This is a genomic window from Vibrio sp. MED222 (assembly GCF_000153005.1).
Classification (GTDB): Bacteria; Pseudomonadota; Gammaproteobacteria; order Enterobacterales; family Vibrionaceae; genus Vibrio; species Vibrio tasmaniensis_A.
In genome coordinates this window covers 152,646-166,618 of the sequence record NZ_CH902610.1, presented here as the reverse complement: position 1 = coordinate 166,618, position 13,973 = coordinate 152,646, and the positions used below count along the sequence as shown (strand labels likewise).

Below are 13,973 nucleotides of genomic sequence, written 5' to 3'. Positions count from 1 at the left end.
GCCTTATTTAGCTAGGTCGTCAAGTTTGATTTGAAGCGTTTGGCTCGCATCAGCAGCTTGTTGAGCTTCAGAGTATGCACTGTAAGCTGCATCTGTGTCGCCTTTACGAAGTGAGATATCACCACGCAGTTCAGCAACACGGTCTTTCCAAGATTCGTCAGTCATCGCTTCAAGATCAGTCAATGCTGCGTCAAATTCACCTTGCTCAGCTTTGATACGAGCAACACGGTAAGTCAGTAGTGGCGCTAATGCCGCGTCCTTAGTTGCCGATTTTGCCCACTCAAGTTGTTCTAGTGCAGCTGTAAGGTCACCCGCTTGAACTTGCGCTTTTGCTAATTGCATAGCAGCAAGTACTGAATATTCAGCGTCTTTGTTTGCGTCGATGAAAGCTTGAATATCAGATTGAGCATCAACGCCTTTAGCATCTAGAGCTGAGATTGCAGAGGTGTAGCTTTCTGAAGCGGCTTCACGCGCTTCAACGACTGAATCTTGGTAATAGCGCCAACCAAATAGGCCACCTAAACCAATAACCGCACCAAAGATTACGGCTTTGCCATTCTCTTTCCACCAATCTTTAATGGCTTCAACTTGTTGCTCTTCGCTATCGTAAAGTTCCACTTCCTGTCCTCTTTAATTCTTTAAACGCCAGCATAGTGCTGACGTTGATATTCATGATGAGCGTTTGCTCAATGGCTTAGATTAACGCAGCAACTTTTTCTGCAACTTCCGTTTGAGACACGGTTTGTTGCTCGCCGCCAACCAAATCTTTTAGCACAACTGTATTGTCAGCAACTTCGTTCTCACCAAGTACCAACGCCACAACAGCACCTACTTTGTCAGCACGTTTGAATTGCTTCTTGAAGTTACCACCACCGAAGTGGTTCATCACACGTACGCCTTCAACGTTATCGCGTAATTGATTCGCTAACTGCATGCCCGCGATCATTGTACCTTCGCCAGCAGCAACCATGTATACGTCAACACTACGACGAACTTCTGTAAGTTCTAGCGTTTCCATCATAAGGACTAGACGCTCTAGACCCATAGCGAAGCCAACAGCATTGGTTGCTTTGCCGCCGAGTTGTTCAACAAGACCATCGTAACGGCCACCACCACATACTGTACCTTGGGCACCAAGGCTGTCTGTGATCCACTCAAATACGGTGCGGTTGTAGTAATCTAGGCCGCGTACTAGACGCTCGTTAACTTGGTATTCGATACCAACAGCGTCAAGAAGTTCACACAAACCAGCAAAATGTTGCTTCGATTCTTCACCTAGATATTCAGATAGTCGAGGTGCGTCACCTAAGATAGCTTGAACATCCGGGTTCTTAGTATCCAGAACACGTAGAGGGTTAGTGTGCATGCGACGTTTGCAGTCTTCATCTAGCACATCAATGTGTTGCTCAAGGAAAGCCACTAACGCAGTACGGTAGCTTACGCGATCTTCTTGAGAACCGATTGAGTTCAATTCAAGACGAACGTGCTTATCGATACCTAGTTCACGCCATAGACGTGCTGTCATCATAATAAGTTCAGCGTCAACATCTGGGCCGTCTAGGCCAAACACTTCAACACCACATTGGTGGAATTGACGGTAACGACCTTTTTGAGGACGCTCGTGACGGAACATTGGGCCCATGTACCATAGGCGCTGTTCATCACGGTTAATAAGGCTGTTTTGAATACATGAACGTACACAACCTGCTGTTCCTTCTGGACGCAGCGTTAGACTGTCACCATTGCGGTCATCAAAGGTGTACATCTCTTTAGAAACAACGTCTGTCTCTTCACCAACCGCACGGCTAAATAGGTTTGTTTCTTCAACGATAGGCATACGTACTTCGTTGTAACCGTATGCGCTCACCACACTTTTAACTGCGCTTTCTACTTTCTGCCACAGTGGTGATTGAGTTGGAAGGCAGTCGTTCATGCCTCGAATTGCTTGGATATTTTTAGCCACAGTATTTATTCCGTAATTTCTCACGACCAGGTATCAGTGCGAATAGACAATCACACCCCATCGCGTTGTATTAATCTTCTAAGTTTTCTACATCAATGCGATTTGCTTTATCAAGCACTGATGCTTTTGCACGAATCTTAGCTTCAAGTTTGTCGACAAGGTCATCGTTATCGAAGCGCTCTTTCTGACGCTTACCGTCTTCGTAAAAAGCACTCTTACGTGCACTACCAGCTAGACCTAAGTGAGACACTTCAGCTTCACCAGGGCCGTTAACCACACAACCGATGATAGATACATCCATTGGAGTAATCACGTCTTCTAGGCGCTCTTCAAGAGCATTAACGGTGTTAATAACATCGAACTCTTGACGAGAACAGCTCGGGCACGCAATGAAGTTGATGCCACGCGAGCGAATGCGCAAAGATTTAAGAATATCAAAGCCAACTTTGATCTCTTCAACAGGATCAGCCGCTAACGAGATACGCAGCGTATCGCCGATACCTTCAGAGAGAAGCATGCCTAAACCTACCGCTGACTTCACAGAACCTGCACGCGCACCACCCGCTTCGGTAATGCCAAGGTGAAGAGGTTGATCAATCTGCTTAGCAAGCAAACGGTAAGAACCGACGGCTAGGAATACATCAGACGCCTTAACGCTGACTTTAAATTGATCAAAGTTCAAACGGTCTAGGATGTCGACGTGACGCATTGCAGATTCAACAAGCGCTTCTGCTGTAGGCTCTGTGTATTTCTCTTGGATCTCTTTTTCAAGAGAACCGCCGTTAACACCAATACGAATCGGGATATTCATATCACGAGCACAATCCACAACAGAGCGAATGCGGCTTTCGTTACCGATGTTACCTGGGTTGATACGCAGACAGTCAACACCGTATTCAGCCACTTTAAGTGCGATACGGTAGTCGAAGTGAATATCAGCAACCAAAGGAACAGAGACCTGCTGCTTGATTAGCTTAAAGGCTTCAGCTGCATCCATAGTCGGTACAGATACGCGAACGATATCAGCGCCAACTTTTTCCAGAGCTCTAATTTGAGCAACGGTCGCGGCTACATCTGTTGTTCTTGTGTTGGTCATGGATTGCACAGCAATTGGTGCACCATCACCGATCGGCACATCACCCACATAAATACGGGTTGATTTGCGACGAATAATAGGAGATTCGTGTTGCATATTAACTCTAAGGTAAGGTTATTCTAGCTACTTTGCCTGAAGTATACCCAGAAAGGTCGACAGGTTCACTTGCAAATGTCATCGATACGCCCTCTGGCGCACCTAGAATCACTTTATATGGCGCAGTTCCTGATAGATTTAACGACTGACCTGCTTTTTTGATGCCAGTCGACAAGGTTTTGCCCGAAGCATCTTTCACTTGGATCCAGCAATCAGCAGAGAACTGCATCACTAACTCGTTAATCACAGCTTCAGGCGCAGTGCTTGCTTCAACAGCTTCTGCATTAGCAGCAATTTCAGCATTAACAGCAACTTCAGCAGTTTGTTCTGTCTCTGTTGCTTGCTGTGCAGTAGTTTCGTCAGTTGAAGTAACAGAATCTTCCGCATCGCTTATCGCAGCAAGGTCATCAGTACTTTCAACAACAGAAGAACCCTCTTCATTTTGTTCAGCTTCAATCACTTCTAAAGAGGTGAATTCAGGGGCAAGTGATTCTTCTACAGCTAGCTCTTCTGAGCTTTCAGTATTAGCTAAAGATTGAGATAGGGTGTCTTGTTGTTGGTTCTGCCACCACCACAGTGAGGAGATACCCGCAATTACCGCAAAAATGCTCCAAGTAAGGATCATAATACGGCTGTTGTGCTTCTCGGTTTTGGTCTTACGAGAAAAGCTCAACATTTCTTGTTCTTGATGTTGAGCGTCACCAGCATGATGGAGTGCGCTCAATACGACCTTTTCGTCAAGATTGACGTATTTCGCGTATGAACGAATGTAGCCACGCATAAAGGTGGCAACTTGATCTGACTCGAATTGGTTTTCTTCAATTTGTTGGATCAGCGTAACGCGCAGCTTTAAACGATCAGAAATCTGCTTTTGTGTTAAACCAAGAGATTCTCGTTTATTTTTAAGCAGCGTTCCCGCTTCGATTTCTGGAGCGACAGTTTCTTTTGTTTGTGTTTCGTGTTCTGTGTTCATAGAGAGTGAACTTCTAAAGTATTATCGCAGGTTGATGAGAGCATTTTTATTGTCGTTTAAGCTCAATCTAACAACCCACTTTGTGTGGAATTTTTCCTGTTATCTAAATCATCAACCCTTAAAGACGAACATCACCCATTGACTATGGATGACCTTCTCAGGAAGCTAGTTTATCAAGTAGCCAACCTAAATAGACACATTGATGATTATCGGGTAACAAGCGAGCACTTAAATTAATTTAAGATGAGTTAATCATAAGCTAATGCCATTGCAAGGCAAAAACACTTTAAACAAAATTTACCGTCAGCTCATGGTTTTGTCCAAAATTTGACGAAAAATGTAAGAAAGCGTGGGGAAAAAATCCAATTATTGGAAATTCACCTTCCAGAAAAGCAACAAGCCAGAAGGAATCCTTCTGGCTTGTTTAGATCTAAATGGTATTTAAACCGCTTTTACTTGAATCACATCACCTGCGATCAAGTTAGCTTCAGAGGCGGCTTTCAGCATTTTAGTACGCTTGGTTCTATCAATAACATCACCAACCAGCTGACCACATGCGGCATCAATATCATCACCACGAGTTTTACGAACCGTAACTGTGTAGTTGTATTCCATCAGCGTTTTTTGGAAGCGATCAATACGAGAGTTGCTTGGCTTCTTATAAGGCGAACCCGGATAAGGGTTAAATGGAATCAAGTTGATCTTACAAGGCGTATCTTTCATTAGCTCAGCAAGTTCACGAGCGTGGTCCATATCATCATTCACATGATCCAACAGAACGTACTCAACCGTTACTTTGCCGCGGTTAGCATTTGAAGAAGCAATGTAGCGACGAACCGATGCTAGGAAGTCTTGGATATCCCAACGATCGTTGATTGGCATGATTTGGCTACGTAGTGCATCGTTTGGTGCGTGTAGAGAAATAGCCAGAGCTACATCGATGTTGTCTGTCATCTGATCAAGACCAGAAACAACACCAGATGTTGATACTGTTACACGACGCTTAGACAGTGAGAAACCTAGATCATCAAGCATCAGCTCCAATGATGGAATTAGGTTCTTCATGTTCAATAGAGGTTCACCCATACCCATCATTACGACGTTAGTAATTGGACGACGACCCGTTTCTTTCTCTAAACCGATTTCACGTGCAGCACGCCAGATTTGACCAACGATCTCTGAAACTTTCAGGTTACGGTTGAAGCCTTGTTGAGCCGTAGAGCAGAATTTACATTCAAGCGCGCAGCCTACTTGCGAAGAAACACATAGCGTCGCACGATCACCATCTGGGATGTATACAGTCTCAACGTCTTGGTCACCAACGCTCATCGCCCATTTAATGGTGCCATCCGCAGAGTGCTGAGCTTCAGAAACGATAGGTGCAACAATCTCACAGCGATGCAGCAGTTTCTCACGTAACTTTTTGTTGATGTTGTTCATTTGTTCGAAGTCATCGACACCGAAGTGATAAATCCACTTCATCACTTGCTCTGCTCGAAACGCTTTCTCATTCAGTTCTTCTGTGAAAAATTTACGAAGACCTTTACGATCAAAATCGAGTAGATTGACTTTAGCTGTGGTCATGATGCCTCTCAATGACGGAACAATAATTAAGGGCGCGAATTGTACAGCCTTTACGCGACTTCAACAAGCACTGTAAAACCTTGTGTTTACTAAGACATTCAAACTTAAGTGATTAAAATTCACACAGTCAAATTTACCTGCTTAAGTTCGGCCAATTCAAAGAGAGATTCCCGATTACGCTCCTCCGTCGCTTTCGGGAATGACGGGCTTTAACCACCTAATACTCGCACCCTCTCCGACCTCCTACTAACGCGACTTGTTCGTCATTCCAGAACCGAGGAACGAGGTATCTGGAATCTCCAATAGTAAACTCAGACTCCTGATATGCTCCTTCTTCACTCTCAGGAATAACACGAGAACTCACCAGAAATGAAAAAGGCTTCACCGAAGTGAAGCCTTTATTGAGACTTGCTGTTGTCTGCTTATTCAGCTGGACGCGGGCAAATTTCAGATTCTGGGAAGAAGAATTCGATTTCGCGAGCCGCAGATTCAGGGCTATCACTGCCGTGTACTGAGTTGTAACGCATGCTGATTGCGTAGTCAGCACGGATAGTGCCGCATGCAGCTTCTTCTGGGTTAGTTTTACCCATTAGTTCACGGTAACGAGCGATCGCATTTTCGCCTTCAAGTACTTGAACCATGATAGGACCAGAAGTCATGAACTCTTTTAGTGGTCCAAAGAAATCTTTACCTTCATGTTCTGCATAGAAGCCACTTGCTTGCGCTTCTGTAAGAGAAACCATTTTAGCGGCAATAATCTGTAGGCCAGCTTTTTCAATGCGGTGGTAGATTTCACCGACAAGGTTACGCTTAACTGCATCCGGCTTAACAATTGAGAACGTTCTTTCTAGAGCCATAGGGATTCCTTCACTTCATTTTTTTGTTATTAAATACTGAAATTACTAAGATCATTCGATCTGAGTTTATGAATAAGCGGTATCGAAATACCGCTCACTCTTATTATTATTTTGCTTGGTCGATAAGAAGACGAGCCAGTGTACGAACACCCATACCAGTCGCGCCTGCAGCCCACTTATCACTTGATGACTTGCGGTAAGTACCCGCGCAATCCATGTGAATCCAACCTTTTTTGTAGTCATCTACAAAGTAAGAAAGGAACGCGGCAGCTGTACTTGCACCCGGAGTGTAATCACCAGAGCTGATGTTTGAAAGATCAGCAAAGTTTGAAGGCAACATACCACGGTGGAAATCAGCAAGCGGCAATGGCCATAGACCTTCTTTCTCTTGGTTCGCAGCCGTTAGTGCTTGATGAGACAACTCATCATCAAAGCTCAATAATGCGTGGTAGTCGTTACCTAATGCATTTTTAGCCGCGCCAGTTAGCGTTGCACAGTCGATGATCAACTCAGGATTCTGAGCGCTTGCGAACATCAGGCCATCAGCCAAAACTAAACGACCTTCCGCATCGGTATTCATGATCTCGACAGTCTTACCATTTTTGTAAGTAATGATGTCGCCAAGCTTCAATGCACGACCAGAGATCATATTCTCTGCACAACATAAGATAAGCTTGATGCGCTTGTTCAGGCCACGTTCAATCGCAAGACCTAAACCACCGGTAATAGTCGCGGCGCCACCCATGTCAGCCTTCATTGCTGTCATGAATTGACCTGGCTTAATGCTGTAACCGCCTGAGTCGAAAGTGATACCTTTACCCACAAGACAAGCAAACACGGGTGCGTTTTCATCGCCGGTTGGGTTGAAGTCCAGTTGAAGCATTGCAGAAGTACGCTCAGAGCCGCGGCCTACCGCATAGATGCCTTCCCAACCTTCAGTTAGGAGATCTTTGTCTTTAACGATTTTCGCTTTAACAGTGCCTGCTGGTGCCACTGACTTGATGTATTCAGCTGCCATTGTAGCTAATTGACGAGGGGCAACTTCTTCAGCCGTTTTGTTGATGATGTCACGAGTCCAATCTGTCGCGCGGATACGTGCTTCTAATTCAACTTGATCAGCTTCAGCTAGAGCATCCCACTCCAATGCATTCTTTTTCTTTGGTCCACGGTAGCCTTGGTAAAAAGCCCAAACACTTTCTAGATCCCAGCCTTTACCGCTAAGTGCAACCAATGCGATACCTTGTCCGTCAAGCGTACGACCTGCACGTTGAACTGCGCCTAGATCGTGGCCTTCACCAATGTGAATTGTCGCTCCCGCTTCTGAAAACGATAAAATAGCTCTTGCTCCCCACTGAGGCTGGGCAGCTTCTTGACTTAAAAATACTGACATCTGTGTAGACATGATTTCTCCTTGTCATGAACCACTTTGAGTATGTGATTCTGATTGTTTTTTATTAGCGCACTGATGTTAGCATTATGTAGGAGGAAAATGTCATTTTGATAAAAAAACGGACCATAAGGTCCGCTTTTTTTAGTAAGAATTGTTAACTTGGCTGCGTTTTACATTGGACTGATACCAACCCGCGACCAAGTGATTAGACAAGAGGATTAATCCATCTCATCCATCCAGCACAATATAATGGCCTCTAGAATTTTCTCATTCGAGTGATTCGGCTCATCATCAAAATCTTCAAGATCTAGCACCCATTGATGCAAGTCCGTGAAGCGTACTGTTTTAGGATCGGTATCTGGGTATAAATCACATAGTTCAATCGCAATATCTCGCGAATCAATCCATTTCAAACTCATAACATTTCCTTATCTTTATCAGCGACGATTTGTCATCTTAGTGACTTATATTCTATGCCAGCTTTACTAACAGTTTTGGTCGAGCTTATTTCTTAGTGCTCTTCAGAAGCTAAGTTCAGTGTGTACTTTGGAATTTCAACTACAAGGTCAGTATCAGCCACTTTAGCTTGGCAACCAAGGCGAGATTCCATCTCTAAACCCCATGCTTTATCTAGCATGTCGTCTTCTAGGTCATCACTCTCTTCTAAAGAGTCGAAACCTTCACGAATCACGACGTGACATGTAGTACATGCACACGACTTCTCACATGCGTGTTCAATACCAATACCGGCCTTCAATGCAACATCAAGAACCGTCTCACCAGTTTTTGCTTCTAAAACAGCGCCTTCTGGACATAGATCTTCGTGAGGTAAAACAATAATCTTTGGCATGTTTATCTATTCTCTAACTATTAAATATTATCGACTGACTGACCTGACAGTGCAGCTCGAATTGATTTATCCATACGACGAGAAGCAAAGTCTTGGCTCGCTTTGTCGGTATTCTTAATTTCTAGTTCGATGGCATCAGCGCTTTCGCCATTACGCACTTCAATCAGTGCTTCAATAGCTTGCAGAAGGAGCTGTTTTTCTTGCTCATCAAGCAGCTCATCGCCATCAGCTTGCATTGCTGCAATAAGACCTTCGATAACACGATCTGCTTCTACACGTTGTTCAGCGAGAGCACGCGCTTGCATGTCTTCCTTAGCAAACGTCATCGAATCTTTCAGCATATTCGCCACTTCATTATCGCTTAAGCCGTAAGACGGTTTAACCTGAATTTCAGCTTGAACACCTGTGCTCTTCTCCATAGCAGTCACCGATAGCAGGCCATCAGCATCTACTTGGTAAGTCACACGAATATGCGCCGCACCAGCAGCCATTGGTGGAATGCCTTTTAGAGCAAAACGAGCCAATGAACGACAGTCATCAACCATCTCACGTTCACCTTGCACGGTGTGTACTGTCATTGCAGTTTGACCGTCTTTGAACGTGGTAAATTCTTGTGCGCGAGCAACAGGGATCGTGGTATTGCGTGGGATGATCTTTTCGACCAAGCCACCCATCGTTTCGATACCTAGGGAAAGAGGAATAACATCAAGCAGCAGCATTTCAGAGTCAGGCTTGTTGCCGACTAAGATATCCGCTTGGATAGAAGCGCCAATCGCAACCACTTCATCTGGGTTAATGCTGGTTAATGGCGTACGACCAAAAAAGTCACCGACCATTTCACGTACAAGTAACGTACGAGTTGAACCGCCGACCATCACGACTTCTAGAACATCATCCGCGTCAACTTCAGCATCTTTCAATGCACGACGACATGAAAGCAGTGTTTTCTTAACAAGCGGCTTAATGATGTCTTCAAACTCTTCACGAGTTAATGAACCAGCCCAACCCAACACTTCAACATTAACGCTTTCAGCTTCAGATAAGCCAATCTTCGCTTCTGTTGCTGCATCTAGAAGAATACGATTCTGTTCTGCGGTTAGCTCTGATAAGCCCATTTGCTCTTGGAAGTGCTCTGCGATCAAGTGGTCAAAGTCGTCTCCGCCTAATGCAGAGTCGCCACCCGTTGCTAATACTTCAAAAACACCTTTAGACAGGCGTAAGATAGAGATATCAAACGTGCCACCGCCAAGGTCATAAACCGCAATCACCCCTTCTTTACCTGAATCCAGACCGTAAGCAATCGCTGCCGCAGTAGGTTCATTAAGAAGACGTAACACGTGAAGACCAGCAAGTTGAGCCGCGTCTTTCGTACCAGCACGCTGTGCATCATCAAAATACGCAGGAACCGTAATTACGGCGCCAGATAACTCACCGCCTAACGTAGACTCAGCACGTTGGCCAAGCGCTCGTAGAATATCCGCAGAAACCTGGATTGGGTTCTTGTTGCCTTGTTCTGTGCGGATCACAGGTAAACCATTATCACTTTCTTCAAACTGATATGGCAGAGACGGGTATCGCTGTTGAATATCTGACAGTGAACGACCGATTAATCGCTTAACTGAGATAATGGTATTTTTAGGGTCAGTCTGCGCGTTAGCACGAGCTTCATCGCCAGTGGTGTACGACTCTGACGTATAGTGAACAACTGAAGGTAAAATGCTTCGACCTTGTTGATCAACGAGTGTACTTGCCTCGCCACTGCGTACTGCAGTAACCAACGAGTTTGTTGTACCTAAATCAATACCCACAGCAAGCTTGTGCTGGTGAGGAGCGGCGCTTTGCCCTGGTTCTGCAATCTGAAGTAGTGCCATGGATGTGTCCTTGTTATACAAACTAGCCGATCAAACGATCTTCAACTAATTCGATTTCATTCTTTAATTTTGCAATAAACTTAAGCTTTCTTACTCGGTCTGCAGCTTCTAGCCAAGCTTCGCTTTCGAGTTCTTGTTGGATAGCGCTTAATTGTTGTTTATACATTTTGCTAACCTTGCCTTCAAATGCAAATAGCGCATCTTCAGGATCAGAACTGTCTGCGATATCTTCCAGCTCTTCACGCAGTTCCATTTGCTCCATCAGGAACATCGGATCTTGCATGGTTTGTTGTTCGCCACGAATGTCTTCACCGTGTTGAACTAGCAGGTATTCTGCTCGGCTGATTGGATTCTTCAATACCTGATACGCATCGTTGATTTGTGCCGCTTTTTGCACGGCTAATAAGCGGTCACGCTCAGAAGCTATCGCAAATTTATCAGGATGGAATTGGCGTTGCAGATCTCTAAACTGAGAAGAAAGAAGGCTACCATCCAGTTGAAACTGAAGTGGTAGCCCAAATAATTCGAAATGATTCATGTAAAGGTGGTCCTAAGTTTAGGCTCTTTGTTCAGAGCCTAATTTTATTCTTCGCTTACAACGCTTAACGATTCAAGCGTTTAAACATTGAAGCTCTCACCACAACCACATTCGCCTTTCGCGTTCGGGTTGTTGAATTCAAAACCTTCGTTTAGGCCTTCTTTTACATAATCAAGCTCAGTACCGTCTAGGTATACTAGGCTCTTTGGATCAATGATGACCTTAACACCTGAGTGCTCAAACACTTCGTCTTCTTCGTTAAGCTCGTCAACGAATTCCAGTACATACGCCATACCCGAACAGCCAGTAGTTTTTACTGCTAAGCGTAACCCGAGACCTTTACCACGGTTATCTAGGAAAGCTTGAACTCGGCTTGCTGCCGTATCTGTCATGGTGATGGCCATACTACAACCTTGTGTTTTATATAAATTGAGAACTCAGGTGGGAGCACAAAGGGTGCTCCAAAATATTACTTATTTTGTCGACGTAATTACGGTATTGAAGCGATTAGTGCTTCTTTTTGTAATCCGCAACAGCTGCTTTGATTGCATCTTCAGCAAGAATTGAACAGTGAACTTTCACTGGTGGCAACTCAAGCTCTTCTGCGATTTCAGAGTTTTTAATAGCAGCAGCTTCATCAATACTTTTACCTTTAACCCACTCTGTAACCAGTGAGCTAGAAGCGATTGCGCTACCGCAACCGTAAGTCTTGAATTTTGCGTCTTCAATAATACCTTCTGCAGATACTTTGATTTGCAGTTTCATTACGTCACCACAAGCCGGTGCGCCAACCATGCCGCTACCTACACTTGGGTCTTCTTTATCAAACGAACCTACGTTACGTGGGTTTTCGTAGTGATCAATTACTTTTTCGCTATATGCCATGATAGTTACCTCGAATCCTCTATTTCCGTGAGATTAGTGATGAGCCCACTCAACAGTGTTCAAATCAATCCCTTCTTTATACATATCCCATAGAGGAGACATGTCGCGTAATTTGTTTACCGCTACACGGATTTGTGCAATCGCGTAGTCGATTTCTTCTTCCGTTGTGAAACGGCCGAATGAGAAACGTACTGAGCTGTGTGCCAGTTCATCGTTCAGACCAAGAGCACGTAGAACGTATGAAGGCTCTAGGCTTGCTGATGTACATGCAGAACCTGATGATACCGCTAGGTCTTTTAGAGACATAAGCAGAGACTCACCTTCAACGAAAGCGAAGCTCACGTTTAGGTTGTGTGGTACACGTTGGTCTAAGTCGCCGTTTACGGTTACTGCTTCTAGATCTTGAACACCTTTCAATAGGCGCTCACGAAGTGCTAGTGCGTGGTCGTAATCTTTCTGCATGTCTTGCTTAGCGATAGCAAACGCTTCGCCCATACCCACGATTTGGTGAGTAGCAAGCGTACCAGAACGGAAACCACGTTCATGACCGCCACCGTGCATTTGCGCTTCAAGGCGAATACGTGGCTTACGACGAACGTACAAAGCACCGATGCCTTTAGGGCCGTATGCTTTGTGTGCAGACATAGAGATAAGATCAACTTTCATCTCTTTTACGTCTAGTGGGATTTTACCCGCAGACTGCGCCGCATCAACGTGGAAGATAATCTTGCGTGCACGACATAATTCGCCGATTGCACCGATATCTTGGATTACACCAATCTCGTTGTTTACGTGCATGATAGAAACTAGAACAGTATCTTCACGCATTGCAGCTTGTAGCTTGTCTAGATCGATGATGCCGTTAGCTTCTGGCTCAAGGTATGTAACCTCAAAACCTTCACGCTCTAGTTGGCGACATGGATCAAGAACCGCTTTGTGTTCTGTTTTGCACGTGATTACGTGCTTACCTTTCTTCTCGTAAAAGTGCGCTGCACCTTTGATAGCAAGGTTATCTGACTCTGTAGCACCTGACGTAAAAACAATCTCACGTGGGTCTGCATTTAGTAGATCGGCAATTTGCTCACGAGCATTATCTACTGATTCTTCTGCCTGCCAGCCGTAACGGTGTGAACGAGATGCAGGGTTACCGAAGTTACCGTCCATCGTCATGCACTGAACCATTTTTTCAGCAACACGTGGATCGACTGGGCATGTAGCTGAATAGTCAAAGTAAATAGGCAGTTTCATTTTCTACTCCAATGTAAAAACTGACCGCTAAGAGCGGGCATTAACACCGTGAGGTGCTGCACTAATCGTTGTAGTGCTCGTATTTTTATGTGCAAAACCATTATTAACCGCAAGATCGATATCTTGACGATCAGAAATCTCTAAAACTTCGTTATCTTTCATTAGCTCACCGAGCGTAATGTCGTTTAAGAAGCTGCTGATTCGGGAGCTTAAATCACGCCATAAAGTGTGAGTTAAACAACGACTGCCACCTTGGCAATCTGCTCGACCGTGACACTTAGTTGCATCAACTGATTCGTCTACTGCAGCAATTACAGTTCCGACAGCGATGTCGCTCGCTTCAGCACCTAAACGGTAACCACCGCCAGGACCACGAACACTAGCAACTAAGCCAGCTTTACGTAACTTAGAAAATAGCTGTTCTAAGTAAGATAACGAGATGCCTTGTCGCTCTGAAATATCAGCCAGAGGAACTGGGCTTTTTTGCGAATGCAGTGCTACATCTAGCATAGCTGTTACCGCATATCTTCCTTTAGATGTAAGTTTCATATCACACCGTATCCACATTGTTTATGTGGTTGGAATCTTCCCATACCCGACTAAATTGGTCAAGTATTTAGTT

The 13,973-nt window shown here is 44.7% G+C and carries 15 protein-coding genes; all 15 read right to left on the bottom strand.

The genetic code is table 11. The features are described 5' to 3' along the window. Positions 1-3: 3 nt before the first annotated feature. Positions 4-618, bottom strand: a complete 615-nt coding sequence (locus MED222_RS03735; RefSeq protein WP_009848296.1) for a YfgM family protein — start codon at positions 616-618, stop codon at positions 4-6. Positions 619-694: 76 nt separating this feature from the next. After that, positions 695-1,963, bottom strand: a complete 1,269-nt coding sequence (hisS, locus tag MED222_RS03740) for a histidine--tRNA ligase (RefSeq protein WP_009848295.1) — start codon at positions 1,961-1,963, stop codon at positions 695-697. 70 nt (positions 1,964-2,033) lie between these two features. After that, positions 2,034-3,155 (bottom strand): flavodoxin-dependent (E)-4-hydroxy-3-methylbut-2-enyl-diphosphate synthase, encoded by a 1,122-nt coding sequence (ispG, locus tag MED222_RS03745; RefSeq protein WP_009848294.1) that lies wholly within the window; start codon positions 3,153-3,155, stop codon positions 2,034-2,036. Between the two features lie 7 nt (positions 3,156-3,162). Continuing rightward, a complete protein-coding gene (gene rodZ / locus MED222_RS03750) occupies positions 3,163-4,128 on the bottom strand; it encodes a cytoskeleton protein RodZ (protein WP_009848293.1) in 966 nt (321 codons plus the stop codon). Between the two features lie 441 nt (positions 4,129-4,569). Further along, the gene (locus tag MED222_RS03755; RefSeq protein WP_009848292.1) at positions 4,570-5,712 is read right to left on the bottom strand and encodes a bifunctional tRNA (adenosine(37)-C2)-methyltransferase TrmG/ribosomal RNA large subunit methyltransferase RlmN; all 1,143 of its coding nucleotides are present in this window, start codon (positions 5,710-5,712) and stop codon (positions 4,570-4,572) included. Between the two features lie 422 nt (positions 5,713-6,134). After that, positions 6,135-6,569 (bottom strand): nucleoside-diphosphate kinase, encoded by a 435-nt coding sequence (gene ndk / locus MED222_RS03760; protein WP_009848291.1) that lies wholly within the window; start codon positions 6,567-6,569, stop codon positions 6,135-6,137. 106 nt (positions 6,570-6,675) lie between these two features. After that, the gene (pepB, locus tag MED222_RS03765; protein WP_009848290.1) at positions 6,676-7,971 is read right to left on the bottom strand and encodes an aminopeptidase PepB; all 1,296 of its coding nucleotides are present in this window, start codon (positions 7,969-7,971) and stop codon (positions 6,676-6,678) included. A 206-nt stretch (positions 7,972-8,177) separates the two neighbouring features. Then, the gene (gene iscX, locus MED222_RS03770) at positions 8,178-8,378 is read right to left on the bottom strand and encodes a Fe-S cluster assembly protein IscX (protein WP_004735099.1); all 201 of its coding nucleotides are present in this window, start codon (positions 8,376-8,378) and stop codon (positions 8,178-8,180) included. 92 nt (positions 8,379-8,470) lie between these two features. Next, positions 8,471-8,809, bottom strand: a complete 339-nt coding sequence (gene fdx / locus MED222_RS03775) for an ISC system 2Fe-2S type ferredoxin (RefSeq protein WP_004735098.1) — start codon at positions 8,807-8,809, stop codon at positions 8,471-8,473. Between the two features lie 20 nt (positions 8,810-8,829). Next, complete coding sequence (gene hscA, locus MED222_RS03780; protein ID WP_009848289.1) at positions 8,830-10,680, bottom strand: Fe-S protein assembly chaperone HscA; 1,851 nt, start codon at positions 10,678-10,680, stop codon at positions 8,830-8,832. A gap of 22 nt (positions 10,681-10,702) precedes the next feature. Next, the gene (gene hscB, locus MED222_RS03785) at positions 10,703-11,218 is read right to left on the bottom strand and encodes a co-chaperone HscB (RefSeq protein WP_009848288.1); all 516 of its coding nucleotides are present in this window, start codon (positions 11,216-11,218) and stop codon (positions 10,703-10,705) included. A gap of 80 nt (positions 11,219-11,298) precedes the next feature. After that, the gene (gene iscA / locus MED222_RS03790) at positions 11,299-11,622 is read right to left on the bottom strand and encodes an iron-sulfur cluster assembly protein IscA (protein WP_004735095.1); all 324 of its coding nucleotides are present in this window, start codon (positions 11,620-11,622) and stop codon (positions 11,299-11,301) included. Positions 11,623-11,725: 103 nt separating this feature from the next. Continuing rightward, a complete protein-coding gene (gene iscU, locus MED222_RS03795; RefSeq protein WP_004735094.1) occupies positions 11,726-12,103 on the bottom strand; it encodes a Fe-S cluster assembly scaffold IscU in 378 nt (125 codons plus the stop codon). A 33-nt stretch (positions 12,104-12,136) separates the two neighbouring features. After that, on the bottom strand, positions 12,137-13,351 hold the full coding sequence (locus tag MED222_RS03800; RefSeq protein ID WP_009848287.1) for an IscS subfamily cysteine desulfurase: 1,215 nt from the start codon (positions 13,349-13,351) through the stop codon (positions 12,137-12,139). A gap of 27 nt (positions 13,352-13,378) precedes the next feature. Next, positions 13,379-13,900: a Fe-S cluster assembly transcriptional regulator IscR gene (gene iscR / locus MED222_RS03805; RefSeq protein ID WP_010440512.1), complete on the bottom strand. Its 522-nt coding sequence runs from the start codon at positions 13,898-13,900 to the stop codon at positions 13,379-13,381. Positions 13,901-13,973: the final 73 nt, after the last annotated feature.

Coding starts and splice junctions, on each gene's coding strand:
- ispG (WP_009848294.1), bottom strand. CDS start 3,155: ATGCAACACGAATCTCCTATTATTCGTCGCAAATCAACCCGTATTTAT.
- rodZ (WP_009848293.1), bottom strand. CDS start 4,128: ATGAACACAGAACACGAAACACAAACAAAAGAAACTGTCGCTCCAGAA.
- MED222_RS03755 (WP_009848292.1), bottom strand. CDS start 5,712: ATGACCACAGCTAAAGTCAATCTACTCGATTTTGATCGTAAAGGTCTT.
- ndk (WP_009848291.1), bottom strand. CDS start 6,569: ATGGCTCTAGAAAGAACGTTCTCAATTGTTAAGCCGGATGCAGTTAAG.
- pepB (WP_009848290.1), bottom strand. CDS start 7,971: ATGTCTACACAGATGTCAGTATTTTTAAGTCAAGAAGCTGCCCAGCCT.
- iscX (WP_004735099.1), bottom strand. CDS start 8,378: ATGAGTTTGAAATGGATTGATTCGCGAGATATTGCGATTGAACTATGT.
- fdx (WP_004735098.1), bottom strand. CDS start 8,809: ATGCCAAAGATTATTGTTTTACCTCACGAAGATCTATGTCCAGAAGGC.
- hscA (WP_009848289.1), bottom strand. CDS start 10,680: ATGGCACTACTTCAGATTGCAGAACCAGGGCAAAGCGCCGCTCCTCAC.
- hscB (WP_009848288.1), bottom strand. CDS start 11,218: ATGAATCATTTCGAATTATTTGGGCTACCACTTCAGTTTCAACTGGAT.
- iscA (WP_004735095.1), bottom strand. CDS start 11,622: ATGGCCATCACCATGACAGATACGGCAGCAAGCCGAGTTCAAGCTTTC.
- iscU (WP_004735094.1), bottom strand. CDS start 12,103: ATGGCATATAGCGAAAAAGTAATTGATCACTACGAAAACCCACGTAAC.
- MED222_RS03800 (WP_009848287.1), bottom strand. CDS start 13,351: ATGAAACTGCCTATTTACTTTGACTATTCAGCTACATGCCCAGTCGAT.
- iscR (WP_010440512.1), bottom strand. CDS start 13,900: ATGAAACTTACATCTAAAGGAAGATATGCGGTAACAGCTATGCTAGAT.